Annotated in this window: 29 protein-coding genes; 10 read left to right on the top strand and 19 right to left on the bottom strand. The window is 59.6% G+C overall.

All coding sequences use genetic code 11. The features are described from left to right. Positions 1-142: 142 nt before the first annotated feature. A complete protein-coding gene (locus ACIONG_RS18415) occupies positions 143-787 on the top strand; it encodes a tyrosine-protein phosphatase (protein ID WP_213027136.1) in 645 nt (214 codons plus the stop codon). 9 nt (positions 788-796) lie between these two features. Here ACIONG_RS18415 and ACIONG_RS18410 read toward each other — a convergent pair whose 3' ends face one another. The 3 genes from ACIONG_RS18410 to prlC form a co-directional block, all read right to left on the bottom strand. After that, positions 797-2,827, bottom strand: coding sequence for a M3 family metallopeptidase (locus ACIONG_RS18410; RefSeq protein ID WP_401301723.1), 2,031 nt, complete (start codon positions 2,825-2,827; stop codon positions 797-799). Between the two features lie 112 nt (positions 2,828-2,939). Continuing rightward, positions 2,940-3,230 carry a YheV family putative zinc ribbon protein gene (locus ACIONG_RS18405; RefSeq protein ID WP_401301720.1) on the bottom strand — a complete coding sequence of 97 codons (291 nt, stop codon included), beginning with the start codon at positions 3,228-3,230 and terminating at the stop codon, positions 2,940-2,942. Then, positions 3,227-5,305, bottom strand: coding sequence for an oligopeptidase A (prlC, locus tag ACIONG_RS18400; RefSeq protein ID WP_401301717.1), 2,079 nt, complete (start codon positions 5,303-5,305; stop codon positions 3,227-3,229). Before prlC ends, ACIONG_RS18405 begins: the two co-directional genes overlap by 4 nt. Positions 5,306-5,367: 62 nt before the next feature. Here prlC and ACIONG_RS18395 point away from each other — a divergent pair, with 62 nt between their 5' ends. Together ACIONG_RS18395 and ACIONG_RS18390 are read left to right on the top strand one after the other, a co-directional pair. After that, positions 5,368-5,913 carry a gamma carbonic anhydrase family protein gene (locus ACIONG_RS18395; RefSeq protein WP_103306465.1) on the top strand — a complete coding sequence of 182 codons (546 nt, stop codon included), beginning with the start codon at positions 5,368-5,370 and terminating at the stop codon, positions 5,911-5,913. Positions 5,914-5,941: 28 nt separating this feature from the next. After that, positions 5,942-6,592 (top strand): HAD family hydrolase, encoded by a 651-nt coding sequence (locus ACIONG_RS18390; RefSeq protein WP_103306466.1) that lies wholly within the window; start codon positions 5,942-5,944, stop codon positions 6,590-6,592. 100 nt (positions 6,593-6,692) lie between these two features. On the opposite strand, the gene ACIONG_RS18385 is transcribed toward ACIONG_RS18390, so the two are convergent. Beyond that, a complete protein-coding gene (locus ACIONG_RS18385; RefSeq protein ID WP_401301712.1) occupies positions 6,693-7,784 on the bottom strand; it encodes an aminopeptidase in 1,092 nt (363 codons plus the stop codon). Between the two features lie 58 nt (positions 7,785-7,842). Here ACIONG_RS18385 and ACIONG_RS18380 point away from each other — a divergent pair, with 58 nt between their 5' ends. Both ACIONG_RS18380 and ACIONG_RS18375 read left to right on the top strand, forming a co-directional pair. Further along, entirely contained in the window at positions 7,843-8,265 is a 423-nt protein-coding gene (locus ACIONG_RS18380) for a hypothetical protein (RefSeq protein ID WP_103306468.1), read from the top strand. A 40-nt stretch (positions 8,266-8,305) separates the two neighbouring features. Continuing rightward, complete coding sequence (locus ACIONG_RS18375) at positions 8,306-8,725, top strand: hypothetical protein (protein ID WP_103306469.1); 420 nt, start codon at positions 8,306-8,308, stop codon at positions 8,723-8,725. A 6-nt stretch (positions 8,726-8,731) separates the two neighbouring features. Here the strand turns inward: ACIONG_RS18375 and ACIONG_RS18370 are convergent, their stop codons facing one another. Continuing rightward, positions 8,732-8,971 (bottom strand): DUF1161 domain-containing protein, encoded by a 240-nt coding sequence (locus ACIONG_RS18370; protein ID WP_103306470.1) that lies wholly within the window; start codon positions 8,969-8,971, stop codon positions 8,732-8,734. 267 nt (positions 8,972-9,238) lie between these two features. Beyond that, positions 9,239-9,670 carry an OsmC family protein gene (locus ACIONG_RS18365; RefSeq protein ID WP_213027144.1) on the bottom strand — a complete coding sequence of 144 codons (432 nt, stop codon included), beginning with the start codon at positions 9,668-9,670 and terminating at the stop codon, positions 9,239-9,241. A 241-nt stretch (positions 9,671-9,911) separates the two neighbouring features. Here ACIONG_RS18365 and ACIONG_RS18360 point away from each other — a divergent pair, with 241 nt between their 5' ends. Continuing rightward, positions 9,912-10,913 (top strand): LLM class flavin-dependent oxidoreductase, encoded by a 1,002-nt coding sequence (locus ACIONG_RS18360; protein WP_027610203.1) that lies wholly within the window; start codon positions 9,912-9,914, stop codon positions 10,911-10,913. Positions 10,914-11,160: 247 nt separating this feature from the next. Here ACIONG_RS18360 and ACIONG_RS18355 read toward each other — a convergent pair whose 3' ends face one another. Both ACIONG_RS18355 and ACIONG_RS18350 read right to left on the bottom strand, forming a co-directional pair. After that, on the bottom strand, positions 11,161-11,382 hold the full coding sequence (locus tag ACIONG_RS18355; RefSeq protein ID WP_103306472.1) for a DUF1161 domain-containing protein: 222 nt from the start codon (positions 11,380-11,382) through the stop codon (positions 11,161-11,163). Positions 11,383-11,510: 128 nt separating this feature from the next. Continuing rightward, positions 11,511-11,726 carry a dodecin gene (locus ACIONG_RS18350; RefSeq protein ID WP_003187305.1) on the bottom strand — a complete coding sequence of 72 codons (216 nt, stop codon included), beginning with the start codon at positions 11,724-11,726 and terminating at the stop codon, positions 11,511-11,513. A 156-nt stretch (positions 11,727-11,882) separates the two neighbouring features. On the opposite strand from ACIONG_RS18350, the gene ACIONG_RS18345 reads away from it, so the two are divergent. Further along, positions 11,883-12,209 carry a YqjD family protein gene (locus tag ACIONG_RS18345; protein WP_007911686.1) on the top strand — a complete coding sequence of 109 codons (327 nt, stop codon included), beginning with the start codon at positions 11,883-11,885 and terminating at the stop codon, positions 12,207-12,209. Here ACIONG_RS18345 and ACIONG_RS18340 read toward each other — a convergent pair. After that, entirely contained in the window at positions 12,182-13,099 is a 918-nt protein-coding gene (locus ACIONG_RS18340; RefSeq protein WP_401301705.1) for a LysR family transcriptional regulator, read from the bottom strand. The genes ACIONG_RS18345 and ACIONG_RS18340 overlap by 28 nt on opposite strands. Positions 13,100-13,213: 114 nt before the next feature. On the opposite strand from ACIONG_RS18340, the gene trpB reads away from it, so the two are divergent. From trpB to ACIONG_RS18325, 3 genes are all read left to right on the top strand, one after another. Then, positions 13,214-14,446, top strand: a complete 1,233-nt coding sequence (trpB, locus tag ACIONG_RS18335) for a tryptophan synthase subunit beta (RefSeq protein ID WP_103306474.1) — start codon at positions 13,214-13,216, stop codon at positions 14,444-14,446. Next, positions 14,446-15,258 carry a tryptophan synthase subunit alpha gene (trpA, locus tag ACIONG_RS18330; RefSeq protein ID WP_103306475.1) on the top strand — a complete coding sequence of 271 codons (813 nt, stop codon included), beginning with the start codon at positions 14,446-14,448 and terminating at the stop codon, positions 15,256-15,258. Before trpB ends, trpA begins: the two co-directional genes overlap by 1 nt. 122 nt (positions 15,259-15,380) lie before the next feature. Then, on the top strand, positions 15,381-15,836 hold the full coding sequence (locus ACIONG_RS18325) for an anti-virulence regulator CigR family protein (protein WP_315448794.1): 456 nt from the start codon (positions 15,381-15,383) through the stop codon (positions 15,834-15,836). Positions 15,837-16,022: 186 nt separating this feature from the next. Here the strand turns inward: ACIONG_RS18325 and ACIONG_RS18320 are convergent, their stop codons facing one another. The 10 genes from ACIONG_RS18320 to ACIONG_RS18275 form a co-directional block, all read right to left on the bottom strand. Next, positions 16,023-17,984 (bottom strand): DUF4105 domain-containing protein, encoded by a 1,962-nt coding sequence (locus ACIONG_RS18320; RefSeq protein WP_401301700.1) that lies wholly within the window; start codon positions 17,982-17,984, stop codon positions 16,023-16,025. Then, positions 17,981-18,301, bottom strand: a complete 321-nt coding sequence (locus ACIONG_RS18315) for a DUF2388 domain-containing protein (protein WP_034152281.1) — start codon at positions 18,299-18,301, stop codon at positions 17,981-17,983. Before ACIONG_RS18315 ends, ACIONG_RS18320 begins: the two co-directional genes overlap by 4 nt. Positions 18,302-18,344: 43 nt before the next feature. Further along, positions 18,345-18,653 (bottom strand): DUF2388 domain-containing protein, encoded by a 309-nt coding sequence (locus ACIONG_RS18310; protein WP_213027148.1) that lies wholly within the window; start codon positions 18,651-18,653, stop codon positions 18,345-18,347. A gap of 107 nt (positions 18,654-18,760) precedes the next feature. Next, positions 18,761-19,078 carry a DUF2388 domain-containing protein gene (locus ACIONG_RS18305; RefSeq protein ID WP_103306479.1) on the bottom strand — a complete coding sequence of 106 codons (318 nt, stop codon included), beginning with the start codon at positions 19,076-19,078 and terminating at the stop codon, positions 18,761-18,763. Between the two features lie 134 nt (positions 19,079-19,212). Then, positions 19,213-19,422 carry a DUF1127 domain-containing protein gene (locus tag ACIONG_RS18300; protein ID WP_401301696.1) on the bottom strand — a complete coding sequence of 70 codons (210 nt, stop codon included), beginning with the start codon at positions 19,420-19,422 and terminating at the stop codon, positions 19,213-19,215. Positions 19,423-19,680: 258 nt separating this feature from the next. Next, positions 19,681-19,896, bottom strand: coding sequence for a DUF1127 domain-containing protein (locus ACIONG_RS18295; RefSeq protein ID WP_103306481.1), 216 nt, complete (start codon positions 19,894-19,896; stop codon positions 19,681-19,683). A gap of 322 nt (positions 19,897-20,218) precedes the next feature. Further along, positions 20,219-21,712: an acetyl-CoA hydrolase/transferase family protein gene (locus ACIONG_RS18290; RefSeq protein WP_103306482.1), complete on the bottom strand. Its 1,494-nt coding sequence runs from the start codon at positions 21,710-21,712 to the stop codon at positions 20,219-20,221. Between the two features lie 214 nt (positions 21,713-21,926). After that, positions 21,927-23,360 carry an NAD(P)(+) transhydrogenase (Re/Si-specific) subunit beta gene (locus ACIONG_RS18285; RefSeq protein ID WP_103306483.1) on the bottom strand — a complete coding sequence of 478 codons (1,434 nt, stop codon included), beginning with the start codon at positions 23,358-23,360 and terminating at the stop codon, positions 21,927-21,929. After that, positions 23,360-23,680, bottom strand: coding sequence for an NAD(P) transhydrogenase subunit alpha (locus ACIONG_RS18280; RefSeq protein ID WP_003187417.1), 321 nt, complete (start codon positions 23,678-23,680; stop codon positions 23,360-23,362). Before ACIONG_RS18280 ends, ACIONG_RS18285 begins: the two co-directional genes overlap by 1 nt. 15 nt (positions 23,681-23,695) lie before the next feature. After that, positions 23,696-24,720 (bottom strand): NAD(P) transhydrogenase subunit alpha (locus ACIONG_RS18275; RefSeq protein ID WP_401301692.1); only part of this gene is annotated, 1,025 nt, incomplete at its 5' end.

Genomic DNA, 24,720 nt, shown 5'->3' with positions numbered 1-24,720 from the left:
GAAAAAAGACTGAAATCAGCCGCTGAAACCGATGAAACGATGTGCGTTCACAATTCTTTGACAACCGCCTCACAGGGCTTTGACCGGCCATCATCGAAGCTGCAACTCCTCTCTTGCAGAATCCCGACACGGTCAACCCAGCATGTCTCGAGTGCGTCTTTTCCCAGCTTTGTGTTTGTCGCTTGTTGCCCTGTTGCACTTGATCCCGGCTCAGGCTGTCGCGGCAAACACCGCTCGCCCCGCTGATTGGGCGCAACCGGTCGAAGTGCAATACAACCTGTTCCAGATGTCGCCGACGCTTTACCGCAGTGCCTTGCCCGACGACGGTGCCGTGCCGCTGCTGAAGAATCTCAAGGTGGCCACGGTGATCAATTTTCTGCCGGAAGCGGACAGCAACTGGCTGTCCGAGCCGGGCATCAATCAGGTGCAACTGCCGTATCGCACCAACCACGTCGATGACAGCGATGTGCTCAAGACCCTGCGCGCCATCCAGGCCGGCGAGGCCAAGGGTCCGGTGCTGATGCATTGCAAGCACGGTTCCGACCGGACCGGATTGATGGCGGCGATGTATCGCGTGGTGGTGCAGGGCTGGAGCAAAGAGGACGCCTTGAGCGAAATGACTCAAGGTGGTTTCGGCGAGAGCGGCCACTTTCGCGACAGCGTGCGCTACGTGATGCAAGCGGATGTCGACAAGTTGCGCAGCGCACTGGCCAACGGCGATTGCAGCACCAGTGCGTTCGCGACCTGCTCGATGAAGAGCTGGTTCCAGTCGGTCAATCTGAAATGAACGGTCGGTTCAATCGATCGGGGACGCCAACAGTCCCGGGTTGACCGGCCGGCCGAGAAACGCTGCAAGCGCGCTCAGCATCGAGCGTGAGTCGCCGGGGGAAAAAAATGCCTCGCGAAAATCCCGACCGGTTTGCGGGTCGAACACGCCATCGCGCTGAAACCGCGTGAATACTTCGCTGGCCAGCACGCCAGACCATTTGTAGGCGTATACCGACGCCTCGTAACCGGTCACCAGGTAGTCAAAACCATTGGCAAAACGGTGGTAACCGGACAGTCGCAGTTCTGGAAATTCGCCCTGCACGTCCTCGAACACCTGCTCGATGCTGCGGCCATCGCCATGGCTGCGGTGCAACTCCAGATCAAGTAACGCACTCATCAGCAACACGCCGGTGGCCCGGCTGGTGTGGGCGCCAATGGCCGTCAGCGCGGTGTTAATGCGTTGTTCTGTCAGGCGTTCGCCGCTCTGGTAATGAGCTCCCAGCCACAGCAGAAATTCGCCTGACAGGCACCAGTGTTCAAACAGCTGCCCGGCGAATTCGGCGGTATCGCGCCCCAGCTGGGAAATCCCCGACAGGTTGCGATGGGGCGAGCGCGTCAACACATGCTGCAAGCAGTGCCCGAATTCGTGGAACAGCACGCGCAGATTTTCGCTGGAAAGCAGGCACGGATAATCTTCGGTGACAGGGGTGAAGTTGCAGTACAGGTGAGCAATCGGCAGCGCAGGGCGTCCCTCGGCGTTGATCCGGCGAATGCGCAGGGCTGAGGTGAAGGCGTAATCGGCAGCGTCTTCACGATGAAAGGGATCCACGTAGATATGCCCGATCACTTGTTCATATTCGCTGATCTCCAGAAGCCGTACCGTTTCGTCCCAGTGGTTGAGGGTGGTTTGCTCGACAATGGAGATGCCAAACAGGCGTTCACTGAACCGACAGAGTCGACGCAACGTGCCTTCCAGCGGGAAATACTGTCGCAAGCCTTTCAGCGCGCCGTTTAATTGCTCAAGGCGTAATTGCTCGGCGAGAAAATCTTCATCCCACGCCTGTATATCGGCAATGCCCCGAGTGCGTGCGAAGGCTAGCAGGGCTTTGGCATCGCGCTGCAGGGCCGGTCGATTCGTGGCCATTTGCTCGCGCAAAAAATCACCCACCTGTTTGGGCGAAGTGGCCATGCGATTTTCGAGGCGCAATTGCACGAAATTTTCGAAGCCCAGCAATTCGGCTTTCTCCTGGCGCAATGCGAGTAACACCGTCAGGACTGGAGTGTTATTCAGTTCATTCGCCTGAGGGCCACGGTCGGACGCCCGGTTCATCCACGCGGTGAAATAGGCCTCCCGCAGCGGGCGGTTGTGCGCGTGGGTCATGAGCGACCGAAAGGTGTTCTGATCCAGCGTGAGCAGCCAGCCTTCAAGTCCCGCCTGGCGGGCATTGAGTGCCATGCGCGCCAGCACCGCCGGTGACAGGCCTTCGAGCTGCGTGACGTCGTCGATGTGCATGCTCCATGCGGTGTTGGCCAGCTCCAGATTGCTTTGAAACAACTGCTCCAGCTGGCGGATATCGCGGTTCAGACGAGCGAGCCTTTGCTGCTGTGCAGGCTGCAGTTCGATGCCGGACAAGCGGAACTTGCCCAGGATTTTCGCCAGCGAAGCTTTGCGCGGATCATCGAAGCTCGCGGCGACCGAGCTGTTCGCCAGCCGTTGATAGGTACGGTACAGCGCCGCATCCGTGTTTTTTTCAGCGGTGTACTGAGCTGCGGTCAGACTGCACAGCGCGCTTTCCCTGAGCCAGTCGACATCGTCGGGTTTGACCGTCGAAAGAATTTCGATGATGGCCATGGCTTCATCCAGACGCGCATCGGCCTCATCGACGGCCAACACCAGATCGTCCCAGCCCGGATGCTCGGTCTGGCTGGCGATCACTTGGGCAATGACCTGGCGGTTTTCGGCAACGATCACGTTGATCGCCGGGACCAGATGCTCGGCGCGTATCGCCGACCACGGTGGCAGGGTCCAGTGCTGTAGCAGCGGATTGGTATCGGGCATGGCGTCTTCCTTGAGGCGTGGCTGAGAAGGGTCAGCCTAGGCAGGAAGCGCGGGGGAAGGGCGGTAGATAGTTACCACCTTCCACCGGCAAACGCTGGAAGGTGGTTGCGACTCAGTGTTGCTCGTCAGGCTTTTTTGTAAGCTTCGGATTGGGGAAGAACTGCACCGCCTGGACTGTCTTGTCCTGCGGCGGCTTGAGCGCGCTGGTGTTGACCCGCGTGCCCAGTTCTTTGGGTACCGACAGGCCTTGCTCGTTGAGTGTGTCGGAGTAACCGCACGCCACGCATTCGCGGTGCGGCACGCTGTCTTCGTTCCACATCATCAACTTGTCCGGCTCGCTGCACGCCGGGCAGACCGCCCCGGCGATAAAGCGCTTCTTGGTAATCACAGGCCCCTCACTCATGCTGCTGCGTCCTCACTCAGGCCGCTATGGCGCAAGAGTGCGTCAATCGACGGCTCACGGCCACGGAAGTCGACGAACAGCACCATCGGCGCCTGCGAACCGCCGCGCGCCAGAATCGCTTCGCGGAACGCGCGACCGGTTTCAGCGTTGAGTACACCGTCTTCTTCGAACTTCGAGAAAGCATCGGCCGACAGCACTTCAGCCCACTTGTAGCTGTAGTAGCCCGCCGCGTAACCGCCGGCGAAGATGTGCGCGAAGCTGTTGGGGAAGCGGTTGTAGGCCGGCGGACGCATCACCGAAACTTCGTCACGCACGCCCTCCAGCACTTGTGCAACGCTGCGGCCATCGCCGTGGGTGGCGTGCAGTTCGAAGTCGAACAGCGAGAATTCCAGTTGACGGACCATCATCAGGCCGGACTGGAAGTTCTTCGCCGCGAGCATTTTTTCCAGCAGGTCCTGCGGCAGTGGTTCACCGGTTTCGTAATGCCCGGAAATCAGTGCGAGACCTTCCGGCTCCCAGCACCAGTTTTCCATGAACTGACTCGGCAGCTCGACAGCATCCCACGCCACGCCGTTGATGCCGGATACGCCGGCATGTTCGACGCGGGTCAGCAGGTGATGCAGGCCATGACCGAATTCGTGGAACAGGGTGGTCACTTCATCGTGGGTCAGCAGCGCAGGTTTGCCGCTGTCGGCCGGGGTGAAGTTGCACACCAGGTTGGCCACCGGGCTTTGCAGAACACCGTCGATAGTGCGGCGGCGGTCGCGGGCGCCATCCATCCACGCGCCGCCACGCTTGTTGGCGCGGGCATACAAGTCGAAGAAAAAGCGGCCGACGTGCTGGCCGTTTTCCTTGATCTCGAACAGGCGAACGTCCGGGTGCCAGGTGTCGAAGCCTTTCTGCTCGGCGATTTCGATGCCGTACAGACGCTGAACGATGGCGAACAGACCGCCGAGAACCTTGTCGATCGGGAAGTAGGCGCGCAGGGTTTCCTGGGCAACGCTGTAGCGCTGTTCACGCAGCTTTTCACCGTAGAAACCGCTGTCCCAGCTTTGCAGATCGGCGCAGCCCTGCTCGGCGGCGTAGGCGCGCAGCTGTTGCAGATCCTGCGCGGCGAACGGCTTGCTGCGCTTGGCCAGATCGCGCAGGAAGCTCAGCACCTGATCGCTGGATTCGGCCATTTTCGTGGCCAGGCTCAGTTCGGAGAAACTGGCGAAACCCAGCAGCCTGGCCAGTTCCTGACGCAGGTCGAGGATCTCTTCCATCACCGGGCCATTGTCATTCTGGCCGGCGTTCGGGCCTTGATCCGACGCTCGGGTGCAGTAGGCCGCGTAGACTTCTTCACGCAGCGCACGGTCTTGCGCGTAGGTCATCACCGCGTAGTAGCTCGGGAATTCCAGGGTGATCAGCCAGCCATCAAGGCCTTTGGCCTGCGCGGCGGCAGCCATTTGCGCTTTGGCCGAATCGGTCAGGCCGGCGAGGGCGGCTTCGTCGCTGACATGCTTGGTCCACGCCTGAGTGGCGTCGAGCAGTTGGTTGGAGAAGCGGCTGCCCAGCTCGGACAGTTTGCTTTGCACTTCGGCGTAGCGTTTCTGTTCGGCCTCCGGCAGGTCGATACCCGACAGGCGGAAGTCACGCAGGGCGTGTTCCAGAATAGTCTTTTGCGCCACGTCGAAACCGGCGGCTTCCGGGCTGTTGGCCAGAGCTTCATAGGCCTGGAACAGTTCGCGGTTCTGCCCCATCTCGGTGGAGTAGGCGCTCAGGGCCGGCAGGCACGACTCGTAGGCTTCGCGCAGTTCGGCGCTGTTGCACACGGCGTTGAGGTGGCTGACCGGGCTCCACGCGGCGCCGAGGCGATCATTGAGCTCGTCCATTGCCAACACCAGACCGGCCCAGGTCGGGTTCTGGCCTTGGCTCTTGAGGATTTCGGCGATGGCGGCGCGGTTGTCGGCGAGGATGGTTTCAATCGCTGGCAGGACGTGTTCGGCACGGATCGTGGAGAACGGCGGCAGGTCGTAGGACTGCAAAAGAGGGTTGTTCACGCTCACGGTTGGCACCTTGGCTGGAAGAAACATGCGCCCATCTTAATTACAATCGACACTCACCGCAGCTATCGGCGACAGAGAGAGAACTAATCGTGCCCCTTCGCAAATACCAGAATCACACCCCGCAGTTAAGCAAAGGCGCGTTTGTCGACGGCTCGGCGGTGGTGATCGGCGACGTCGAAATCGGCGAAGACAGCTCGGTCTGGCCGCTGACCGTGATCCGTGGCGACATGCACCGCATCCGCATCGGCGCGCGCACCAGTGTGCAGGACGGCTGCGTGTTGCACATCACCCACGCTGGCCCGTTCAACCCGGACGGCTTCCCGCTGCTGATCGGCGACGACGTGACCATCGCCCACAAAGTCATGCTGCATGGCTGCACCGTCGGCAGCCGCGTGTTGATCGGCATGGGCAGCATCGTCATGGACGGCGCGGTGGTCGAGGACGATGTGATCATCGGCGCCGGCAGCCTGGTGCCGCCGGGCAAGCGCCTGCAAAGCGGTTTCCTGTATGTCGGCAGCCCGGTGAAGCAGGTCCGCCCGCTGACCGACAAGGAAAACGCCTTCTTCACCTACAGTGCGGCGAACTACGTGAAGCTCAAGGATCTGCACCTGGCCGAAGGCTACGACCAGATCTGAATCGACTTACACCTGCTCAGGATTTCTCATGCATTACCAGACCGTACTGTTTGACCTCGATGGCACCCTGACCGACCCGCGTGAGGGCATCACCCGTTCCATCCAGTTCGCCCTTGGCAAACTTGGTATCGACGAGCCGGACCTGACCAGACTCGAACACTTTATCGGCCCGCCGCTGTTGCAGGCGTTCATGCAGTTTTACGGCTTTGACGAGGCCAAAGCATGGGAAGCCGTGAATTTCTATCGTGAGCGCTTCAAGGTTACGGGGCTGTACGAGAACCGCGTGTTCGAAGGCGTCACGCCGTTGCTTGAAACGTTGAGCGGGCAAGGGCGGCAGCTGTATATCGCGACGTCAAAACCTTGGATATTCGCCCGCGAGATTGCCCGGCACTTCGACTTTGCCAAACACTTCAAGGTGATCTACGGCAGTGAACTGGATGGCACGCGGACCAACAAGGTTGAGTTGATCGCGCATCTGGTGAAGGAGGAAGGGCTGGATCCTGCCAATACCTTGATGATCGGCGATCGCAAGCATGACCTGATCGGGGCGCGCAGCAATGGGCTCGACGCGGCGGCGGTGGGTTACGGATTTGGCAGTTTTGAAGAGTTGAACGCCGAGGCGCCGGCTTATCACTTCGAGACATTGGCCGAGTTGCATCAGGCGTTTTTGCAGCGCTGATCAGTACGCCATCGCTGGCAAGCCAACTCCCACAGGTGAGCGGTGTACTCAGGTTCACCGCTGTCCCTGTGGGAGCTGGCTTGCCAGCGATGAGGTCAATTCAGCCACTAAGGGGCCGAGAGTCTGCCAAATCCTTTAACGCCGACTTGCGCGCATCCGTGGGTAATTTCCCCAGTCTCTCCACCTCGGCAAAAAACCGCAGCCAATCTCCGCCAACCTGCCCGAACAATGCCGCAAACGCCGGCACCCACTGGTCATACAGCCCGAATGGCAACAACCGTGCATTGTTCAGCGGCGCATTGACCCAGGCGTCATAACGCTTGTCCCCGGCCCACTGAGTGTCACGCATCAGCCGATAATCCCGGCGAAACCGCTCGAACTGCGCCGCTTTGCGTTCGCGCATCTGCTCAATGGGCAACGGCTGGGCGTAGAGTTTTTCCAATCGTGAACGTGTTTCCAGCACCAACTCGATGAATTGATCGCGCTGCTTGAGCTTTGAATCGTTATCTGCCGGCAATCCGCGAAACGCCCGCCACTGCCGCGTGCCTTCCTGCTCGACAAACGTGGCAAAGGATTCGTTGAACTCGGTGTCGTCCTTCACATAAAAACGCTGATGGGCCAGCTCATGAAAGATCAGTGTGGCCAGACGCTCATCGCCCCAGCCCATCATTGAATTGAGAATCGGGTCGTTGAACCAGCCCAGCGTCGAATAGGCCTCGACGCCGCCAATCGACACGTCCATGCCCTGCAACCGCTGAATCGCCGCTTCACCCCGCGCCGCGCTCTGGCTGTAGTAGCCGCGATAAGCCACGCACCCGGCAATCGGGAAGCAATGGTTTTGCGGGCTCAGGGAAAACTCCGCAGTGGCGAACACATTCCACACCACAAATGGCCGGCCGATGTCGGCGTACAGGCGATAGCTCTGGTTGTCCGGCAGGTGCAGCTGTTCGCTGGCAAACGCGCGGGCCTTCTGCGACTGAGCCAGGTGCGTACGCAATTTTGCATCGCGGCTCGGATCGGCAATCACCTTGGTCACTGGTTCGCGCGCCCGCAGCAGTTGCAACTGACCGCTGGCCAACTGGCTGTAATAGCTGACGCTGGAACAACCGTTGAGCAACAAAAGCATCACACCCGGAAACAAAATCCGAAAAACGCGATCAAGTAACCCATGGCTTGGAAGCGGCCTGATCAAAATAAGAAACCTCTGGAAAGTCTGCCCGCAAGACTATCCCGCCCATTGGAGCTTCGCTATGCGCATGTTGATACTGACAGGAAGCCTGCTGACGCTGGCCGGTTGTGCCGGATTCGGAATGCCCGATCCAGACCCTTCGCAAGCCTGGATCGATCTCAATGCCCGGCAACAGGACACGGCGCTGCAAGCGCTGCAAGTCGACAGCAAGACTGCCGTCGATAAACGTTACTTCGAGGTGCAGCCCGGCAGTCATGAACTGAAGGTGCGTTACCAGTTCCCCGTGGAGGCCACCAACATCGGTCCGGACGCCGAACCCCTCTGGCGCGATTGCCAGTTGAGTGTGAAATTCAAAGATTTCAACGCCGGTCAGCGTTATCAGTTGCAGGCCGGCAGTATCGGATTCCGCCCTTGGGCCAAGCTCTATGACGAGCAGCGCAACGTCGTGGGTCAGGGCATTCCGGCGGGCTGTCAGAAAACCTGATCGGCGTTATGCTGGATGTCCATTTCAAGGGACATTGATCATGCGCAGGTTGACGTTGTTGCTTGCTGCAAGTGTGCTGGCCGGCTGCCAGACACCCGTGCCGGCGGCTGACCCCGGCAAGGCCTGGGTCGACTTTGCCATGCCCTCACCTGGCGGCAAGGTGCTGATGGCCGAACGGCTGGACAATGTGCGCCTGCAGGATGGCCGGTTTTTCCAGGTTGCGCCGGGCAGTCACGAGTTGACGGTGCGCTTTGATTTCGAGATTTTCGGTGGTGGCCAGGGGATGGACACCGATCCGCAGGAGCGGCTGTGTTACATGACTGTTCGCTACGACCATTTCGAGGCCGGTCAGCGTTACCGGCTCGAAGCGCGGTCGCTGGCCTTTACGCCAAGCGCCCGGCTGATCAATCGGCAAGGTCAGATCGTTGCCGAGGAACGGCAGATCAACTGCGTGCCCTGAGCAATATCAGTCGTTGTTCTTTTGATAGACGATTGCTTTACTGCCGTTCTCGCAAGAACCGACAACCATGGCGATGTCATGTTTCGCGGCTTCTTCCTTGGTGACGATTTCCAGTGTGTAGGACGGCACGGCTTTAGCCTGGATCTTGATTTCGATCTCTTTCCTGAGTTCTTCGCAGTCTTTAGGGGCTGCAATTACCGAAGTGGCCAGTGCACTGCAGAGGATCGCCAAGCCAATACGTTTCATCAATGTAGCTCCTTGAGGCAGCGCGCACGGGCGTGCGCTGAAGCTGCGGTCATGTATTCGACCACACTTTCAGAAAGCGAGTTCTGACTTCGCTCACAAGTTGTGCTGCGGTGTTAACGAAATATCAGGTGCTCTGAAATCCCGGTGGGAGTCTGGCTTGCCAGCGATGACGTCGGCACCTCAACCATTGAGGTCGCCGGGCACACCGCAATCGCTGGCAAGCCAGCTCCAACAGGGCTTACGTTGCTGCTACTGGACCGCGTCGAATCAACTGATCAACGAAGCCTCAAGGGTGATCTTCGCATTCAGCACCTTGGACACCGGGCATCCTTCCTTCGCCTTGTTGCTTAACTCTTCAAACTGAGCCTGCGTAGCCCCCGGGATTTTTGCCTTGAGGATCAGCTTCACCGCAGTGATCGCGAAGCCACCGTCCACTTGGTCGAGGGTGACTTCAGCGTTGGTGTCGATGCTGTCGGCGGTCAGGCCTGCATCGCCGAGAATCATCGAGAACGCCATGGAAAAACAACCGGCGTGCGCTGCACCGATCAATTCTTCCGGGTTGGTGCCCTTGCCGCCTTCGAAACGGGCCTTGAAGCCGTAGGGTGCTTCTCTGAGGATACCGGTCTCGGTGGAAATCGAGCCGATGCCGCTTTTCAGATCACCTTCCCAATGTGCGGATGCTTTCTTCACGATAGCCATGTCTGCCTCCTCAAAATCTGGCGCGGACCGCCGCGCCGACGTGGTTTTAGCTTGCAAGGCTTCTGAGGATAGACGCCGGGACAAAGTTCAGCTCATCTGAATCGTTGACTTTTTTAGTAGGAAATTTCATCACTGCTATTGAAACTCGGGTATATGCCCTCATTGCACAAAACACGCATATGGATTCGGCAGGTTTTCGTTCGCAAGAAAAGCCTGCCTCCTCACTCGGAGACGCAGGTTTATGAAGCAACTGTCCGACGTAAAGTTTTCTACCCTTGATCTGGTGCCCGTGCGCGAGAATGGCAGCCCGGCGCAGTCGCTGCGCAACTCGCTGGATCTGGCGCAGCATGTCGAGAAGCTTGGTTACACGCGGTTCTGGGTGGCTGAACACCACAACATGGACGGCATCGCCAGCTCCGCGACCTCGGTGCTGCTGGGTTATCTGGCTGGCGGCACCTCGACCATTCGCGTCGGCTCGGGTGGCGTGATGCTGCCCAACCACGCGCCGCTGGTGATCGCCGAGCAGTTCGGTACTCTCGAAAGCCTTTATCCAGGCCGTATCGACCTCGGCTTGGGCCGCGCGCCGGGCTCCGATCAGATGACCGCCCGCGCCCTGCGCCGCGAACGTTCCGGCAGTGCCGATGATTTCCCCGAAGATGTCGCCGAACTTGCGCGGTTCCTCGGCCCGCGCACGCCGGATCAACGCGTTATCGCGATGCCGGGCACGGGTACCAATGTGCCGATCTGGCTGCTCGGTTCCAGTTTGTTCAGTGCGCAACTGGCTGGCGAACGTGGCTTGCCCTACGCCTTCGCCTCGCATTTCGCACCGCGTTTCATGCACGAGGCGATTCGGGTCTATCGCAACCACTTCAAGCCGTCGGCGGTGCTCGACAAGCCGTATGTGATGCTCGGGGTGCCTTTGGTGGCGGCTGATACCGATGAGCAAGCCGATTACCTGGCGACCTCGGTGTACCAGCGCATTCTCGCGCTGATGCGTGGGCAGAGTCTGGTGCAACGTCCGCCGGTGAAAACCATGGACGGCTTGTGGCTGCCCCATGAGCGTGAGGCGGTGGGTGATTTTCTCGGTCTGGCGATGGTCGGCAGCCCGCAGAAGATCCGCGCGAAGCTGGAGGTGCTGGTCGAGCAGACGCAGGCGGATGAGCTGATATTTACCTGTGATCTGTATGAGCATGCTGATCGCCTGCATTCCTATGAATTGCTGGCGCAGGTCATGAAAGGCTGAAAAGCGCCCTCACTAACCCTCTCCCGGAGGGAGAGGGGACTGACCAAGGTGTTCTTGCGCTCGACATCGACCTGAAATATCGAGTCGAACTCAGGATCTGAACAACTCCGATCGGCTCCCTTTCCCCTCTACCCCTTGGGGCAGAGGGCTGGGGTGAGGGGGTTCGATTTCAAACCCACCGAACATCCCAAATCCCGGACACAAAAAAGCCGACGCCTTCGCGTCGGCTTTTGCATTTCAGTCGCGATCAACCGCGCTTGTAGACGATTTCCTTGGTGCCGCCTTCACAGGTGCCGACGACTTTGCCGCCATTGGCGCCTTTGTCGACGATCTCCAGCGAATACCCGGAAACGCCCTTGGCATCCAGCTTCGCCGCAATCTCGCTTTTCAGCTCTTCACAAGGCTTGCCGGCAGCAAACGCACCACCCGCAAGGCTCAACAAACCTACTGCCAACATGAACTTCTTCATCGGTCGCACTCCCTGGTCGGATTAAAAGAGGCGGGCATCGGGTCATCCACCCGATGCGCTCACCCTGTAGCGCTTTGCCATTCCTATGGCACTCGGCCAGCGCGCAAGTTCAGAAGCGTAGACCAAACTCAGCTACTGGCAATCCGGAACCCGACTTTCAGGGTGACCTGAAAGTGCGCCGCTTTACCGTCCTTGATGTGGCCGCGGGTCTCGGTCACTTCAAACCATTCCAGGTGCTTGATGCTCTTGTTGGCTTCGGCCAACGCATTGTTGATGGCGTCTTCGATGCTGGTGGCAGACGAACCGACCAGTTCGACTTTCTTGTACGTGTGATGGTCACTCATGGCGTTCTCCTTGATGGGTGGAATTGAGACTAGCAGTGAATTGCTCTGTTGATTTCGGCGGTCTTGCGCAGACGAAGTTCAGATTTTCTGCACTTTCTCAAACCGCTGAAGTCCCAACCAACACACGCCACTCATCACCAATGCAGGAGAGCCACCATGGCCAACACCTCTTTACGTAAAGCCTCATTGCAAAGCATGGAAGCGGAGATCGAGAGTCTGCTCAAGTCGTTGGAAAGCCTGAAGGACGACGCTTCGGACGAGTCGCGCAAGACCCTCAAGGCGCTGAAAAGCAATGCCGAAAGTGCGCTGAAACATTCGCGTCACCTGCTCAGCGATGCCTATGAAGAAGTCAAAGTGAAAACCCGTGAGACCGGGATCGCTACTCGCGATTACGCTCAGGAACATCCTTGGACCACCGCCGGTGTTGCAGTGGGCGCAATCGGTCTGCTCGCGGCTTACTTGCTGTTCAAGCGCGGCGAGTGATCCGGCTGGCGCAGCTCATTCTTGAGCCATTGCGCCAGTTGCCGGGCGCGCCCGTCAGCGGCGCGCTTGGGTAGCCACAACGCCAGTTGCGCCGGGGTTTCACAGAAGCCCCACGGCGCAACCAGGCGACCGGCCTTCAAATCTTCAGTCACCAACGGCTCCGGCGCGATGGCTACGCCAAGACCGGCCACAGCTGCTTCCAGCAAATAATACAAATGCTCGAAACCTTGTCCCGACTTCAACGCTTTCGCGTCGAGTTGGTTTTGCTGTGCCCAGCTTGGCCAGGCTTGTGGGCGCGAGGTGGTGTGCAGCAACGGCTCATTGAGCAGCGCCGAGGCGGGTGCACTTTTCAGGCGTTGATAGCCGCTGAACAGCGGACTCATGACCGGGCCGATGCGTTCTGCGGCCAACTCATAAACCTGCATGTCCGCGGGCCATGGCGGCTCGGCGAACAGCAGCAAGGCATCCAGCCCCGGGCGCCTGGGGTCGAGATCACCTTCCCCGGCCGACAGATGCAAGCGCAAGTCCGGAAGCTCGGCATTCAGCCGTCCCAGGCGCGGAATAAACCAGCGGGCCAGCAAGCTTCCAGAGCAACCGAGCACGAACGGCGCATCGGCTGTGTCTTTAGTCAATTCCGCGCAAACGCTGCGTAACCGATCAAACGCCTCACCGCTGGCATCGCGCAACCGTACACCCGCATCTGTGAGTTTCAGGCCGCGGCCATCCTTGATGAACAGACTGACGCCAAGGTGTTCTTCCAATACCTTGAGCTGCCGACTGACCGCACCGTGGGTGACGTGCAGCTGTTCGGCGGCCTGACTGACGCTGTTAAGTCGGGCAGTGGCTTCGAAGGCGCGCAAGGCGTTCAGCGGGGGGAGGTCGTGGCTCATGGTATCTGTGAGTTTTCCTGACAGGTTGCAGCGATCTTATCGGTTTTCAGCATAGAAGGTCAGGGGTAGAGTGGTCGTCATTGTCTTCTGACCCGAATTCACCTGGAGCAACCCATGACCCAGACTTCGAACACCTCCGATCTGCGTAACGGCCCGGACGATAACGGCCTGTTCGGCTCGTTCGGTGGCCGCTACGTTGCTGAAACCCTGATGCCGTTGATCCTCGATCTGGCCCGCGAATACGAAGCGGCGAAGGAAGATCCGGCTTTCAAAGAAGAATTGGCCTACTTCCAGCGCGACTACGTCGGACGTCCGAGTCCGCTGTACTTCGCCGAGCGTCTGACCGAGTTCTGCGGCGGCGCCAAGATCTACCTCAAGCGCGAAGAGCTCAATCACACCGGCGCGCACAAGATCAACAACTGCATCGGCCAGATCCTGCTGGCGCGGCGCATGGGCAAGAAACGCATCATCGCCGAGACCGGCGCCGGCATGCACGGCGTGGCGACGGCCACCGTAGCCGCACGTTTCGGTCTGGACTGCGTGATCTACATGGGCACTACCGACATCGAACGCCAACAGGCCAACGTGTTCCGCATGAAACTGCTGGGTGCCGAAGTGATTCCGGTGGTTGCCGGTACCGGCACGCTGAAAGACGCGATGAACGAAGCGTTGCGTGACTGGGTGACTAACGTCGACAGCACGTTCTACCTGATCGGCACCGTGGCCGGCCCGCACCCGTATCCAGCCATGGTGCGCGACTTCCAGGCCGTGATCGGCAAGGAAACCCGTGACCAGTTGCAAGCACAGGAAGGTCGGCTGCCGGACAGCCTGGTGGCATGCATCGGCGGCGGTTCCAACGCCATGGGCCTGTTCCATCCGTTCCTCGACGACAAGGGCGTCGAGATCATCGGTGTTGAGGCGGCCGGCTACGGCATCGAAACCGGCAAGCACGCCGCCAGCCTCAATGGCGGCGTTCCGGGTGTGTTGCACGGCAACCGCACTTTCCTGTTGCAGGACGACGACGGCCAGATCATCGACGCCCACTCGATCTCCGCCGGCCTCGACTATCCGGGGATTGGCCCGGAACACGCATGGTTGCATGACATCGGCCGCGTCCAGTACACCTCGGTGACCGACGACGAAGCCCTCGAGGCGTTCCACAAGTGCTGCCGTCTGGAAGGGATCATTCCTGCACTGGAAAGCGCCCACGCCTTGGCCGAAGTGTTCAAACGCGCACCGAAGCTGCCGAAGGATCACCTGATGGTGGTCAACCTGTCGGGCCGTGGCGACAAAGACATGCAGACCGTGATGCACCACATGGAACAGTCGAAGCAGGAGAAACACTGATGAGCCGCCTGCAAACCCGTTTTGCCGAACTCAAGCAACAGAACCGCGCCGCACTGGTGACCTTTGTCACGGCTGGCGATCCGGATTACGACACCTCGCTGGCGATCCTCAAAGGCTTGCCCAAGGCCGGCGCTGACGTAATCGAGCTGGGCATGCCGTTCACCGATCCGATGGCCGATGGCCCGGCGATTCAACTGGCGAACATTCGTGCGTTGGGCGCCAAGCAGAATCTGCTGAAAACCCTGCAAATGGTTCGCGAGTTCCGTGAGGGCAACAGTGATACGCCGCTGGTGCTGATGGGCTACTTCAACCCGATTCACAAGTTTGGCGTCGAGCGCTTCATCGCTGAAGCCAAAGAGGCAGGCGTCGACGGTCTGATCGTGGTCGACATGCCGCCTGAACACAACGCCGAGCTGTGCGATCCGGCGCAGGCCGCTGGTCTGGACTTCATCCGCCTGACCACGCCGACCACCGACGATGCACGTCTGCCGAAAGTGCTCAACGGCAGTTCCGGTTTTGTTTACTACGTTTCGGTGGCCGGTGTGACCGGCGCCGGTGCGGCAACGCTGGAACACGTCGAAGAAGCGGTCACCCGTCTGCGCCGCCATACCGACCTGCCAATCAGCATCGGTTTCGGCATCCGTACCCCGGAACAAGCGGCCGCTATCGCGCGCTTGGCCGATGGTGTTGTCGTGGGTTCGGCGTTGATCGATCACATCGCCAATGCGACCACGCCGGATCAGGCTATCGACGGCGTACTGAGCCTTTGCTCAGCCCTGTCCGAAGGCGTGCGTAAGGCCCGCGTCAGCTAAAGGTAAAGTTCCTGATACAGAGGAATTAGCGCCTCACAACGCAGCCTAATTGAGCAAGACCGAGGGATTCAGAACCACGTTCTGAATCCCTTTTTGCTGTTTGTGCCGTGAGGAAAAACCCGATGAAAATGCCGAAACGTCTGATTGCCGGACTGGGCGTGCTGATGATCAGCGCGACACCGCTGCTGGCCAGCGCCGATCAGCGCGATGATCATGACCACGGCGGCCCGCAGCAGGGCCATTACGATAATCGCGGTGACAATCGCGGTAATGACCACCGTGGTCCGCAGAACGACCACCGAGGCGGCCCGCCTCCACGCGACTTCGGCCCCGTGCGTCAGACCATTCGCGACAATCACGGCTACTTCGTGCGCGGTGCGCCACCACCGCCGGGGATTCATCTGGAGCGTGGCCGGCCGTTGCCTCACGGTTATTACGGCGAGCGTCTGGATGGTCGGGCGTTGGGACGTTTGCCGGTGTATCCAGGCTACGAGTGGCGCCGAGCTGGGGGCGACATCGTGCTGATCGCGGTGGGTACCGGGATCGTCTATGAAATTCTCGATGGGGTTTTGAATTGATCGTCTGATCTAACTGGCGGTCCATCAACTGTGGTAAGGGGATTTATCCCCGATGGGCTGCGAAGCAGCCCCGAATCCGGCAAACACAGATGACCAGGCATACCGTGTTCGTTGGGATTGCGACTGCTGCGCAGCCGGTCGGGGATAAATCCCCTCACCACAAAGGTGTGGGGGTTAACTTCAGGATCAGGGCAGTTCCAGTCCGCCAGAGGCTCTGTGCAATTTGCGCAAGTGCGCGCCGATCTGCTTCACATTTTCCTCGCTGGCTGCAATCTCAGCGGCTCGTTTTGGCTCCAGCAATTTACGCACCTCTGTGTCCAGATCACCGGACAGCGCCAGCAGCTTTTTTTGACGCTGGCTGCTTTCCGCTTCCAGTCGGCTGAACTCGCTCGGCTGCGGCAACCCGTAGCCCTTGGAGTCCAGCAGTTCTGCCGGACGGCTGAGGAAGCCGCTGTTGGCGAGGATTTCTTGCAGGGTCGCGTTGGCCTTGTCCATTCCGCCGTTTTCCAGCTCGCGCGCGCCGAGGTAACGCTGTTTGACCTCGTCCTGTGCCAGCAGCAATTGGCGGCGATAGCTCGCCTGTTCCAGCAGCAGCAACGCGGCGCTGGTGCGCAGGTCGGCGCGCTCGAACCACTCGCGGCGTTCTTCAGCGGTCAGCGAAAGCCATTCCTCAACGGTGTTCTGTTTGATGGGTAATTGCTTCTTCAACACATCGAACATCGCCTGATAGCGATCGCGGAACGAATCGAAGCGGTAACCCAGACGCAGCGCCTCTTTCGGGTCATCCAGCACGCTGGTATCGGCCAGACCTCGGCCCTTGAGCACTTCGAGCAAACCGTTGGGCATGATGCTGTCCAGACCGGTGAGCTGCGCGTTATTGCTACCGCTACGCAATAGTTTCAAGCCTTCCACCGCGCAGTTGTTGGACAGGAAGAAGTAGTTGCCGTCGTAGCTCCAGTGCATTTCGGCGGCGTGTTCAACCACGCCCTCGATCTCGCTGCGCGACAGATTCAACGGCACCGAGGCGAGGCTGCGCAGTTCGGTCTTGGTGTACTCGTCGATCACTTGCGCCAGTGGCAGGACGAACAATCGCGACGGGTACTTGCCCACCAGTCCGTCCCAGCTGGAGAGCTGCACATCACCAACGAAGGCGCGATACGACAGCACCAGATGCTGATCCAGGTCGAGCCGGCAATCCGGGCCACGCGGCCGTCCCGGCGCGCAGATCACCAGACGCAGCATGCTGTGGCCCCAACGGCTGACCCAATTCTGATTGGCTTCGGCCAGCAGGTAATCGACGGCGTAGACACGTTCTGGATCCACCTGGCCGAGCGGCTGTTTGGCGAAATCGTTGCCGGCATTGAGGAAAGCAAAGGTCTTCGCGCAGGTGTCTTTGGCCGGCGGTGCCCAACCGAAGTGATCCTTGTAATAGCTGTACAAGGCCGGGCGGCGACAGGCGTAACTCGGGTCGAGGAGGAAATACTCCATGTTGACCGCGACGAATTCCTTGGGGCTGGAGATTTCGTACAGATCCGGGCTGCGGGCGATTTGCCGGTTGTGCTGCTCACGCTCGCCGCGGCGGCCGACGTATTGCTGCCAACCGGCCAAGTCCAGCAGGCGCGGATCATCGCTGAGGGTAAAGCGCCGGCCGTTCTGGCCACGGCACTCATCCGGAATACCGATCAGCCCGGCGCTGTTGAAGCGCCGGGTGCAGCGCTGTATCAAAGTGCGTTCGGCACTCGGCCACAGGCGCGCACGATCATAAATGTGGGTGATTTCATGCAGCACCGTGGCGAGCATTTCCTGGCGCACAGTGCCGTGGGGGCGATTGGTTTTTTCTTTGGCTGCACTGCCGTCGGTGAGGCTGGCGAGCAGTTTGCGGTTCAGATCGAGTTCAGAGACAAGCGTCGCCTGGCCATAGGCATTGGCGGGCATGTCGTCGGTCCAGCCAACGTCGATGCGCCGATCCAGCCGCTCGATGAAGCCTGGCGGCAATTTCTGCATGGCTTCATCGATCAGCGCCTGGCTGGCCTGTTGTTGGGCGGGCGTCAGACCCTCGGTCTTGAGCCGTAATTGCAGGCCGGCGTGGGCGCTGTTGCCAAGCAGCAACAACGCCCCGGCCAGCAGCCAGGCGCCGAGTGACTTCACAGTGCGAGGATGGCTTCGGCGAGCACCTGATCACTGGCGTCGCGTGCTTCCGGCACGCGAGTGCGCAAGGTGTTGAGCGCGGCTTCCAGGTGCGCGCCACGGATATCACCGTTGCTGGCGACGAAACTGGCAGCGTCGTCGTGGGCTTCGCGGATGATTTTCGAGTCGCGGATCGACGTAGTCGTGTCGGATGTGAAATCGATGGTGCGCTGGGAGGCACGGACGATGATGTTACTGGTGGCTACCAGGGTGTGCGCCTGGGCCACGTCGGCCAACAAAAACAGGCCAAGGGCGGCAGCAATCAGCGGGCTACGCATGGAACGACTCCGGAGGGACAAGGTTGATCAGGGACTGGGTTAGCTATTGGACGAGAATTGCCTGTGCCAGTTCAAGGTCGCTGACATGAAGTTTCGGCCGGGTTTTGCGCAAGTAATGCAGTGCGGATTCCAGTCGAGCGCCTCGCAGTTCTCCATCACTGGCAACAAACATCGCCGCATCATCGTGAGCGGCGAGCAGCAGTTTACGGTCGAACGGCGCGGAAGACACCATGCCGGTCGCCCAAACGCTCACCACGGTGTTTTGCGTGGAGACATCAAAGGCATTGGCCGACGTCATCCAGCCAGCAGTTAACAGTACGGAAGGGATAAGCAGATTTTGAAGAAAACGCATAAGACTCGTTAACGGTTAGCGAGTCCCAAGGCTAGCGCAACGCCCGGGCCAGAGCCAGCGCCGAAACATCGGGACACGCCCGGCGTGTCCCGCAGTGCTGCGATCGTTCAGATCGTCAGGATGGCCTGAGCCAGTTGGGCGTCAGTGGCTTGCAACTGTGGCGCCTGATGGCGGATGTGATCCAGCGCGCTTTCCAGTTTCACCCCACGGATTTCGCCTTCGCTGGCGACGAAGCTGGCAGCGTCGTCACGGGCGGCAAGGACGATCTTGTCGTCGCGAAAGGACGAAGTGACATCGGAAGTGGCGTCGGACGAGGACTTCAGGGCGCCGACAACGGCGTCGGTGGTGACGATGAAGCTGGAGGCGCTGGCGTTGGCAGCCACGGCCAGCAGGGCGGCAGCGCTGAGCAGACGAAGACGGGACATGATGTAACTCCTGTGGATAAACCGTTTTGAGAGGTGGCTCGGTATCTGAGGAGTCAGACGCCAGTTGCGCATCATTCGCCACGTTCTGCGTGGATATTAGGCCCGTGAACGCGGTTCGCACAGGGGGCAGAATGCTAGCGCCAGAACGGTTTCTCCATTTCATTCAGCCGATCGGCATGGCTGAGGCCGAGGTCCGCCAGATCCCGACCGTTGAGTTGGGCCAACAGACGCCTTGTTCTGGCGCGCTCCAGGCCTTGCCAGAGGCCGCGTAGCAGGCGTCGCAGAGCGTTGGGACGGTGAGTGGCCTGGAGTGGAATTACTGAAACATCCTGTAAGTCATTCATGACGTATTCCCTTAGCCAGAGAAGGCGGAAGGTCATGTTGAACTTGGAACAGATTGTCGGGCAGATACACCGACGTTAAATTGTACTGGTTCAGATGTTAGTTTTGTAAAACTGTACCTGTCCGGGGCGCACACACCTGTACGGGTGGTTTCCCCAGCACCTAAACGACAAAACCCGTCGTGGTTTCCCACGACGGGTTTTGTTTGTTCAATTCGGGTTGCTGGCGGTGGGTCTAACGACCAGAGCCAGCGACGCTACTTAGCGCCAGAACGGCTTGCTCAGCTCTTCGTAGCGTTGTGCTTCGCTGATACCGGCGTCAGCCAGCAGACGCGAATCCAGACGAGCCAGTTGATGGCGGCTGGAGATGCGGCGCTGCCACAACATCAGGTTGGCGATAACGCGCAAAGGCAGGGAAGCCTGGGATTTTACAGCTTTGTCTTCGAAAAACAGCTCGGAACTGAGTGTACGTTCCATGGTTGACATCCTTCCGCTTGTGGCGGGATCAGGTAGTGGTTTGACTGGTGCCCATGATCCTCTCGTTTGGCCAGTCTCTCTAGATACAGTTCAACTGTATTGTGAGTGACCAGTTAACTGTTTATAGGGGGTGTACGGGTCAAAATTGAGCAAACTGTACCTGTCTGCACTTAAGTGGTGCGTTTTTGCTCGATTCGATGAATAAGGTAGGTATTTACTGTAGGAAAAGACCGGTACAGCAGTACAGTTTTTGACAGCGCGCGCGGATTGCAACATCCCGCTGACGAAAACTGTGTTTGCGTCAGCGGTTTATCTGTGCGAATTACACCGTCAGCATGCGTCCGGTTTCTTCCAGATTGATGTGCCAGCTCAATGCTTCGCGCAGGATGTGCGGGGTGTGACCACCTATTGCACAGGCCGCCGTGAAGTAATCGTTCAGCGCCTGGCGGAAGTCCGGGTGCACACAGTTGTCAATAATCACCCGAGCGCGTTCGCGTGGCGCCAGACCGCGCAGATCGGCCAGCCCCACTTCGGTCACCAGAATGTCGACATCATGCTCGGTGTGGTCGACATGGCTGACCATCGGCACCACGCTGGAAATCGCGCCGCCCTTGGCGATCGATTTGGTCACGAACACCGCCAGGTGCGCGTTACGGGCGAAGTCGCCGGAACCACCGATACCGTTCATCATCCGCGTGCCGCAGACGTGGGTAGAGTTGACGTTGCCGTAGATGTCGAACTCCAACGCCGTGTTGATGCCGATGATGCCCAGCCGGCGCACCACTTCCGGGTGGTTAGAGATTTCCTGCGGACGCAGGACCAGTTTGTCCTTGTACCTCTCCAGGTTGCCGAACACGTCGCTGTTACGGCGCTCCGACAGTGTGATCGAGCTGCCTGAAGCAAAGCTCAGCTTGCCCGCATCGATCAGGTCGAAGGTCGAGTCCTGCAGCACTTCGGAGTACATGGTCAGGTCTTCGAATGGCGAATCAATCAGGCCGCACATTACCGCGTTGGCGATGTTGCCGATGCCTGCCTGCAACGGGCCAAGCTTGTTGGTCATGCGCCCGGCGTCTACTTCCTGCTTGAAGAAGGTGATCAGATGTTCGGCGATGGCGTTGGTGTCGACATCCGGCGTCGATACAGTGGACGGCGAATCCGTCTGCTGAGTGATAACAATGGCGACAATCTTCTCCGGCGGAATCGGAATCGCGGTGCTACCGATACGGTCGTCGACTTTTACCAGTGGGATCGGCGTGCGCGTCGGACGATACGTCGGGATATAGATGTCGTGCAGGCCTTCGAGGTTGGCGTTGTGCGCCAGGTTGATCTCGACGATCACCTGTTTGGCGAAAATCGCGAAGCTCGCCGAGTTGCCCACCGAAGTGGTCGGTACGATGTGACCCTGTTCGGTAATAGCCACGGCTTCGATGACGGCAATGTCCGGCAACTTCAGTTGCTGGTTGCGCAGTTGCTCGACGGTTTCCGACAGGTGCTGGTCGATGAACATCACTTCGCCGGCGTTGATCGCCTTGCGCAAGGTGCTGTCGACTTGAAACGGCATGCGCCGCGACAGCACGCCGGCCTCGGTCAGTTGCTTGTCGAGATCGTTGCCTAGGCTGGCGCCGGTCATCAGGCTGATCTTCAGCGGCGTGACCTTGGCTCGCTCGGCCAGTGCGTGAGGGACAGCCTTGGCTTCGCCGGCGCGGGTGAAACCGCTCATGCCGACGGTCATGCCGTCTTCAATCAGAGCGGCGGCGTCGGCGGCGCTCATCACTTTATCCAACAACGAAGGCAGGCGAATACGGTCACGGTACATGGATTATTTTCTCGGGAAGCGAGTAGCAGGATGCGCAGTCTAGTGAATTTGACGGGCGCCTGTCCCGCTACCAAGGTCGCAAACGAGGCGTCTATTTAGCGGGTTTGAAGTAAAACACCGTTACCGGATCCGCAACAACGCGGCAAATTGTCCGACGCTTTGCGTAAACGAAAACGCCCCGACAAGTCGGGGCGTTCGGTACAGCGGCGATGGATTACTCGACCGCTTTGACCATGTCTTCAATGACTTTTTTCGCGTCGCCGAACACCATCATGGTCTTGTCCAGGTAGAACAGTTCGTTGTCCAGACCGGCATAGCCGCTGGCCATCGAGCGCTTGTTGACGATGATGGTCTTGGCCTTGAACGCTTCGAGAATCGGCATGCCGGCAATCGGCGATTTCGGATCGTTCTTGGCGGCCGGGTTGACCACGTCGTTGGCGCCGAGCACCAGCACCACGTCGGCCTGGCCGAACTCGGAGTTGATGTCTTCCATCTCGAACACCTGGTCGTAAGGCACTTCGGCCTCGGCGAGCAATACGTTCATGTGACCAGGCATGCGACCGGCCACCGGGTGGATCGCGTACTTCACGGTCACGCCACGGTGGGTCAGCTTTTCGGTCAGCTCCTTCAAGGCATGCTGTGCGCGGGCCACCGCCAGACCGTAGCCCGGGACAATGATCACGGTGTCGGCGTTGGTCAGCAGGAAGGTTGCGTCGTCAGCCGAACCGGATTTCACCGGACGCGCTTCTTTCGCACCGGCCGGGCCAGCATCGGCCGTATTGCCGAAGCCGCCGAGCAGTACATTAAAGAAGGAACGGTTCATCGCCTTGCACATGATGTACGAGAGGATCGCACCGCTCGAACCCACCAGCGAGCCGGCAATGATCAGCATCGAGTTGTTCAGCGAGAAGCCGATACCCGCCGCCGCCCAGCCTGAATAGCTGTTGAGCATCGACACCACCACCGGCATGTCGGCACCGCCGATCGGGATGATGATCAGCACGCCCATTACGAACGCCAGCGCCAGCATCAGCGCGAACGCGGTGAGGTTGCCAGTGAACATGAAGGTCAGGCCGAGTGCCAGCGTTGCCAGGCCCAGCACTGCATTCAACTTGTGCTGACCGGCAAACTGTACTGGTGCGCCCTGGAACAGGCGGAACTTGTACTTGCCCGACAGCTTGCCGAACGCAATCACCGAACCGGAGAAGGTGATTGCACCGATCGCGGCACCGAGGAACAGCTCCAATCGGTTGCCCGCCGGGATCGAATCGCCCAGTTGTTTGACGATGCCCAGCGATTGCGGCTCGACTACCGCAGCAATGGCAATGAACACCGCAGCCAGACCAATCATGCTGTGCATGAAGGCAACCAGTTCCGGCATCTTGGTCATTTCAACGCGCTTGGCCATGATCGAACCAGCGGTGCCGCCGATCAGCAGGCCGACGATCACATAACCGATACCCGCAGTCGCCAGCTCAGCACCCAACTTATAGATGAGGCCGACGGTGGTGAGGATGGCCAATGCCATTCCGAGCATGCCGAACAGGTTGCCGCGCCGAGAAGTGGTCGGGTGCGACAGGCCTTTGAGGGCCTGGATGAAGCAGATCGACGCGATCAGGTAGAGCGTCGTGACGAGATTCATGCTCATTACTTCGGCGCCTCTTCTTTTACTTTCGGGGCTTTCTTCTTGAACATCTCAAGCATGCGGCGGGTGACCAGGAAGCCACCGAACACGTTGACCGCAGCCAGCGCCACGGCGAGGGTGCCCATGGTCTTGCCCAGCGGCGTGACGGTCAGCGCAGCGGCCAGCATGGCGCCGACGATCACGATTGCGGAAATCGCGTTGGTCACTGCCATCAAGGGTGTGTGCAGCGCAGGTGTAACGTTCCAGACCACGTGGTAACCGACATAAATCGCCAGCACGAAGATGATCAGGTTGTAGATACCGGGGGAGATAAGCTCTTCCATCGTCTGAATCCCTGCTTAGGCGTTTTTGCGGATGACTTGGCCGTCGCGGCACATCAGGCACGCGGCGACGATGTCGTCTTCGAGGTTGACGTCGAACTGGCCTTCTTTGGTGAACACCAGCTTGAGGAAGTCCAGCAGGTTGCGGGCGTACAGCGCCGAGGCGTCTGCAGCGACTTCACCGGCCAGGTTGGTCGGGCCGACGATGGTTACGCCGTTCTCGATCACTACTTGATCGGCCACGGTCAGCGGGCAGTTGCCGCCCTGAGCGGCCGCGAGGTCGATGACCACCGAACCTGGCTTCATCTGTGCCACGGTTTCCGCGCTCAACAGTGTTGGTGCCTTGCGACCCGGAATCAGTGCGGTGGTGATGACGATGTCGGCCTGTTTGGCGCGTTCGTGCACAGCCTGGGCCTGACGCTGCATCCAGCTCGCTGGCATCGGACGCGCGTAACCGCCGACACCGACGGCGCATTCGCGCTCTTCATCGGTCTCGTAAGGCACGTCGACGAACTTGGCACCGAGGGATTCGATCTGTTCCTTCACGGCCGGGCGGACGTCAGACGCTTCGATAACCGCACCCAGACGTTTCGCCGTGGCAATCGCCTGCAACCCGGCCACGCCCGCGCCAAGAATCAGCACGCGCGCCGCTTTCACGGTGCCCGCAGCGGTCATCAGCATCGGCATGAAGCGCGGATAGTGGTGCGCGGCCAGCAACACAGCCTTATAGCCGGCAATGTTCGCCTGCGACGACAACACATCGAGACTCTGCGCCCGCGAGGTGCGCGGCGCCGCTTCCAGGGCAAACGCGGTAATCCCGCACTCGGCCATTTTGGCGATGGTTTCGTTGTTGAACGGGTTGAGCATGCCAACCAGCACCGTACCGCGCTTGATCAGCGTCAGCTCGGCGTCGCTGGGGGCGACCACTTTGAGAATCAGCTCGGCGCCAAACGCGTCATTGGCACTGCCAATGGTTGCACCTGCCGCTTCATAAGCACTGTCGACAACACTGGCTTTAACGCCGGCGCCGGTTTGCACAGTGA

It is taken from the genome of Pseudomonas sp. NPDC087817 (assembly GCF_044742875.1).
GTDB lineage: Bacteria > Pseudomonadota > Gammaproteobacteria > Pseudomonadales > Pseudomonadaceae > Aquipseudomonas.
The sequence above is the reverse complement of the archived record's forward strand: the minus strand, read 5'-3'. Positions and strand labels throughout refer to the sequence as shown.

Coding starts and splice junctions, on each gene's coding strand:
- ACIONG_RS18405 (WP_401301720.1), bottom strand. CDS start 3,230: ATGAGTGAGGGGCCTGTGATTACCAAGAAGCGCTTTATCGCCGGGGCG.
- ACIONG_RS18325 (WP_315448794.1), top strand. CDS start 15,381: ATGAAAATGCCGAAACGTCTGATTGCCGGACTGGGCGTGCTGATGATC.
- ACIONG_RS18380 (WP_103306468.1), top strand. CDS start 7,843: ATGCGCATGTTGATACTGACAGGAAGCCTGCTGACGCTGGCCGGTTGT.
- trpB (WP_103306474.1), top strand. CDS start 13,214: ATGACCCAGACTTCGAACACCTCCGATCTGCGTAACGGCCCGGACGAT.
- ACIONG_RS18280 (WP_003187417.1), bottom strand. CDS start 23,680: ATGGAAGAGCTTATCTCCCCCGGTATCTACAACCTGATCATCTTCGTG.
- ACIONG_RS18365 (WP_213027144.1), bottom strand. CDS start 9,670: ATGGCTATCGTGAAGAAAGCATCCGCACATTGGGAAGGTGATCTGAAA.
- ACIONG_RS18390 (WP_103306466.1), top strand. CDS start 5,942: ATGCATTACCAGACCGTACTGTTTGACCTCGATGGCACCCTGACCGAC.
- trpA (WP_103306475.1), top strand. CDS start 14,446: ATGAGCCGCCTGCAAACCCGTTTTGCCGAACTCAAGCAACAGAACCGC.
- ACIONG_RS18415 (WP_213027136.1), top strand. CDS start 143: ATGTCTCGAGTGCGTCTTTTCCCAGCTTTGTGTTTGTCGCTTGTTGCC.
- ACIONG_RS18300 (WP_401301696.1), bottom strand. CDS start 19,422: ATGAATGACTTACAGGATGTTTCAGTAATTCCACTCCAGGCCACTCAC.
- ACIONG_RS18290 (WP_103306482.1), bottom strand. CDS start 21,712: ATGTACCGTGACCGTATTCGCCTGCCTTCGTTGTTGGATAAAGTGATG.
- ACIONG_RS18355 (WP_103306472.1), bottom strand. CDS start 11,382: ATGAAGAAGTTCATGTTGGCAGTAGGTTTGTTGAGCCTTGCGGGTGGT.
- ACIONG_RS18285 (WP_103306483.1), bottom strand. CDS start 23,360: ATGAGCATGAATCTCGTCACGACGCTCTACCTGATCGCGTCGATCTGC.
- ACIONG_RS18340 (WP_401301705.1), bottom strand. CDS start 13,099: ATGAGCCACGACCTCCCCCCGCTGAACGCCTTGCGCGCCTTCGAAGCC.
- ACIONG_RS18350 (WP_003187305.1), bottom strand. CDS start 11,726: ATGAGTGACCATCACACGTACAAGAAAGTCGAACTGGTCGGTTCGTCT.
- ACIONG_RS18295 (WP_103306481.1), bottom strand. CDS start 19,896: ATGGAACGTACACTCAGTTCCGAGCTGTTTTTCGAAGACAAAGCTGTA.
- ACIONG_RS18375 (WP_103306469.1), top strand. CDS start 8,306: ATGCGCAGGTTGACGTTGTTGCTTGCTGCAAGTGTGCTGGCCGGCTGC.
- ACIONG_RS18310 (WP_213027148.1), bottom strand. CDS start 18,653: ATGCGTTTTCTTCAAAATCTGCTTATCCCTTCCGTACTGTTAACTGCT.
- ACIONG_RS18315 (WP_034152281.1), bottom strand. CDS start 18,301: ATGCGTAGCCCGCTGATTGCTGCCGCCCTTGGCCTGTTTTTGTTGGCC.
- ACIONG_RS18305 (WP_103306479.1), bottom strand. CDS start 19,078: ATGTCCCGTCTTCGTCTGCTCAGCGCTGCCGCCCTGCTGGCCGTGGCT.
- ACIONG_RS18345 (WP_007911686.1), top strand. CDS start 11,883: ATGGCCAACACCTCTTTACGTAAAGCCTCATTGCAAAGCATGGAAGCG.
- prlC (WP_401301717.1), bottom strand. CDS start 5,305: ATGTTTCTTCCAGCCAAGGTGCCAACCGTGAGCGTGAACAACCCTCTT.
- ACIONG_RS18410 (WP_401301723.1), bottom strand. CDS start 2,827: ATGCCCGATACCAATCCGCTGCTACAGCACTGGACCCTGCCACCGTGG.
- ACIONG_RS18360 (WP_027610203.1), top strand. CDS start 9,912: ATGAAGCAACTGTCCGACGTAAAGTTTTCTACCCTTGATCTGGTGCCC.
- ACIONG_RS18370 (WP_103306470.1), bottom strand. CDS start 8,971: ATGAAACGTATTGGCTTGGCGATCCTCTGCAGTGCACTGGCCACTTCG.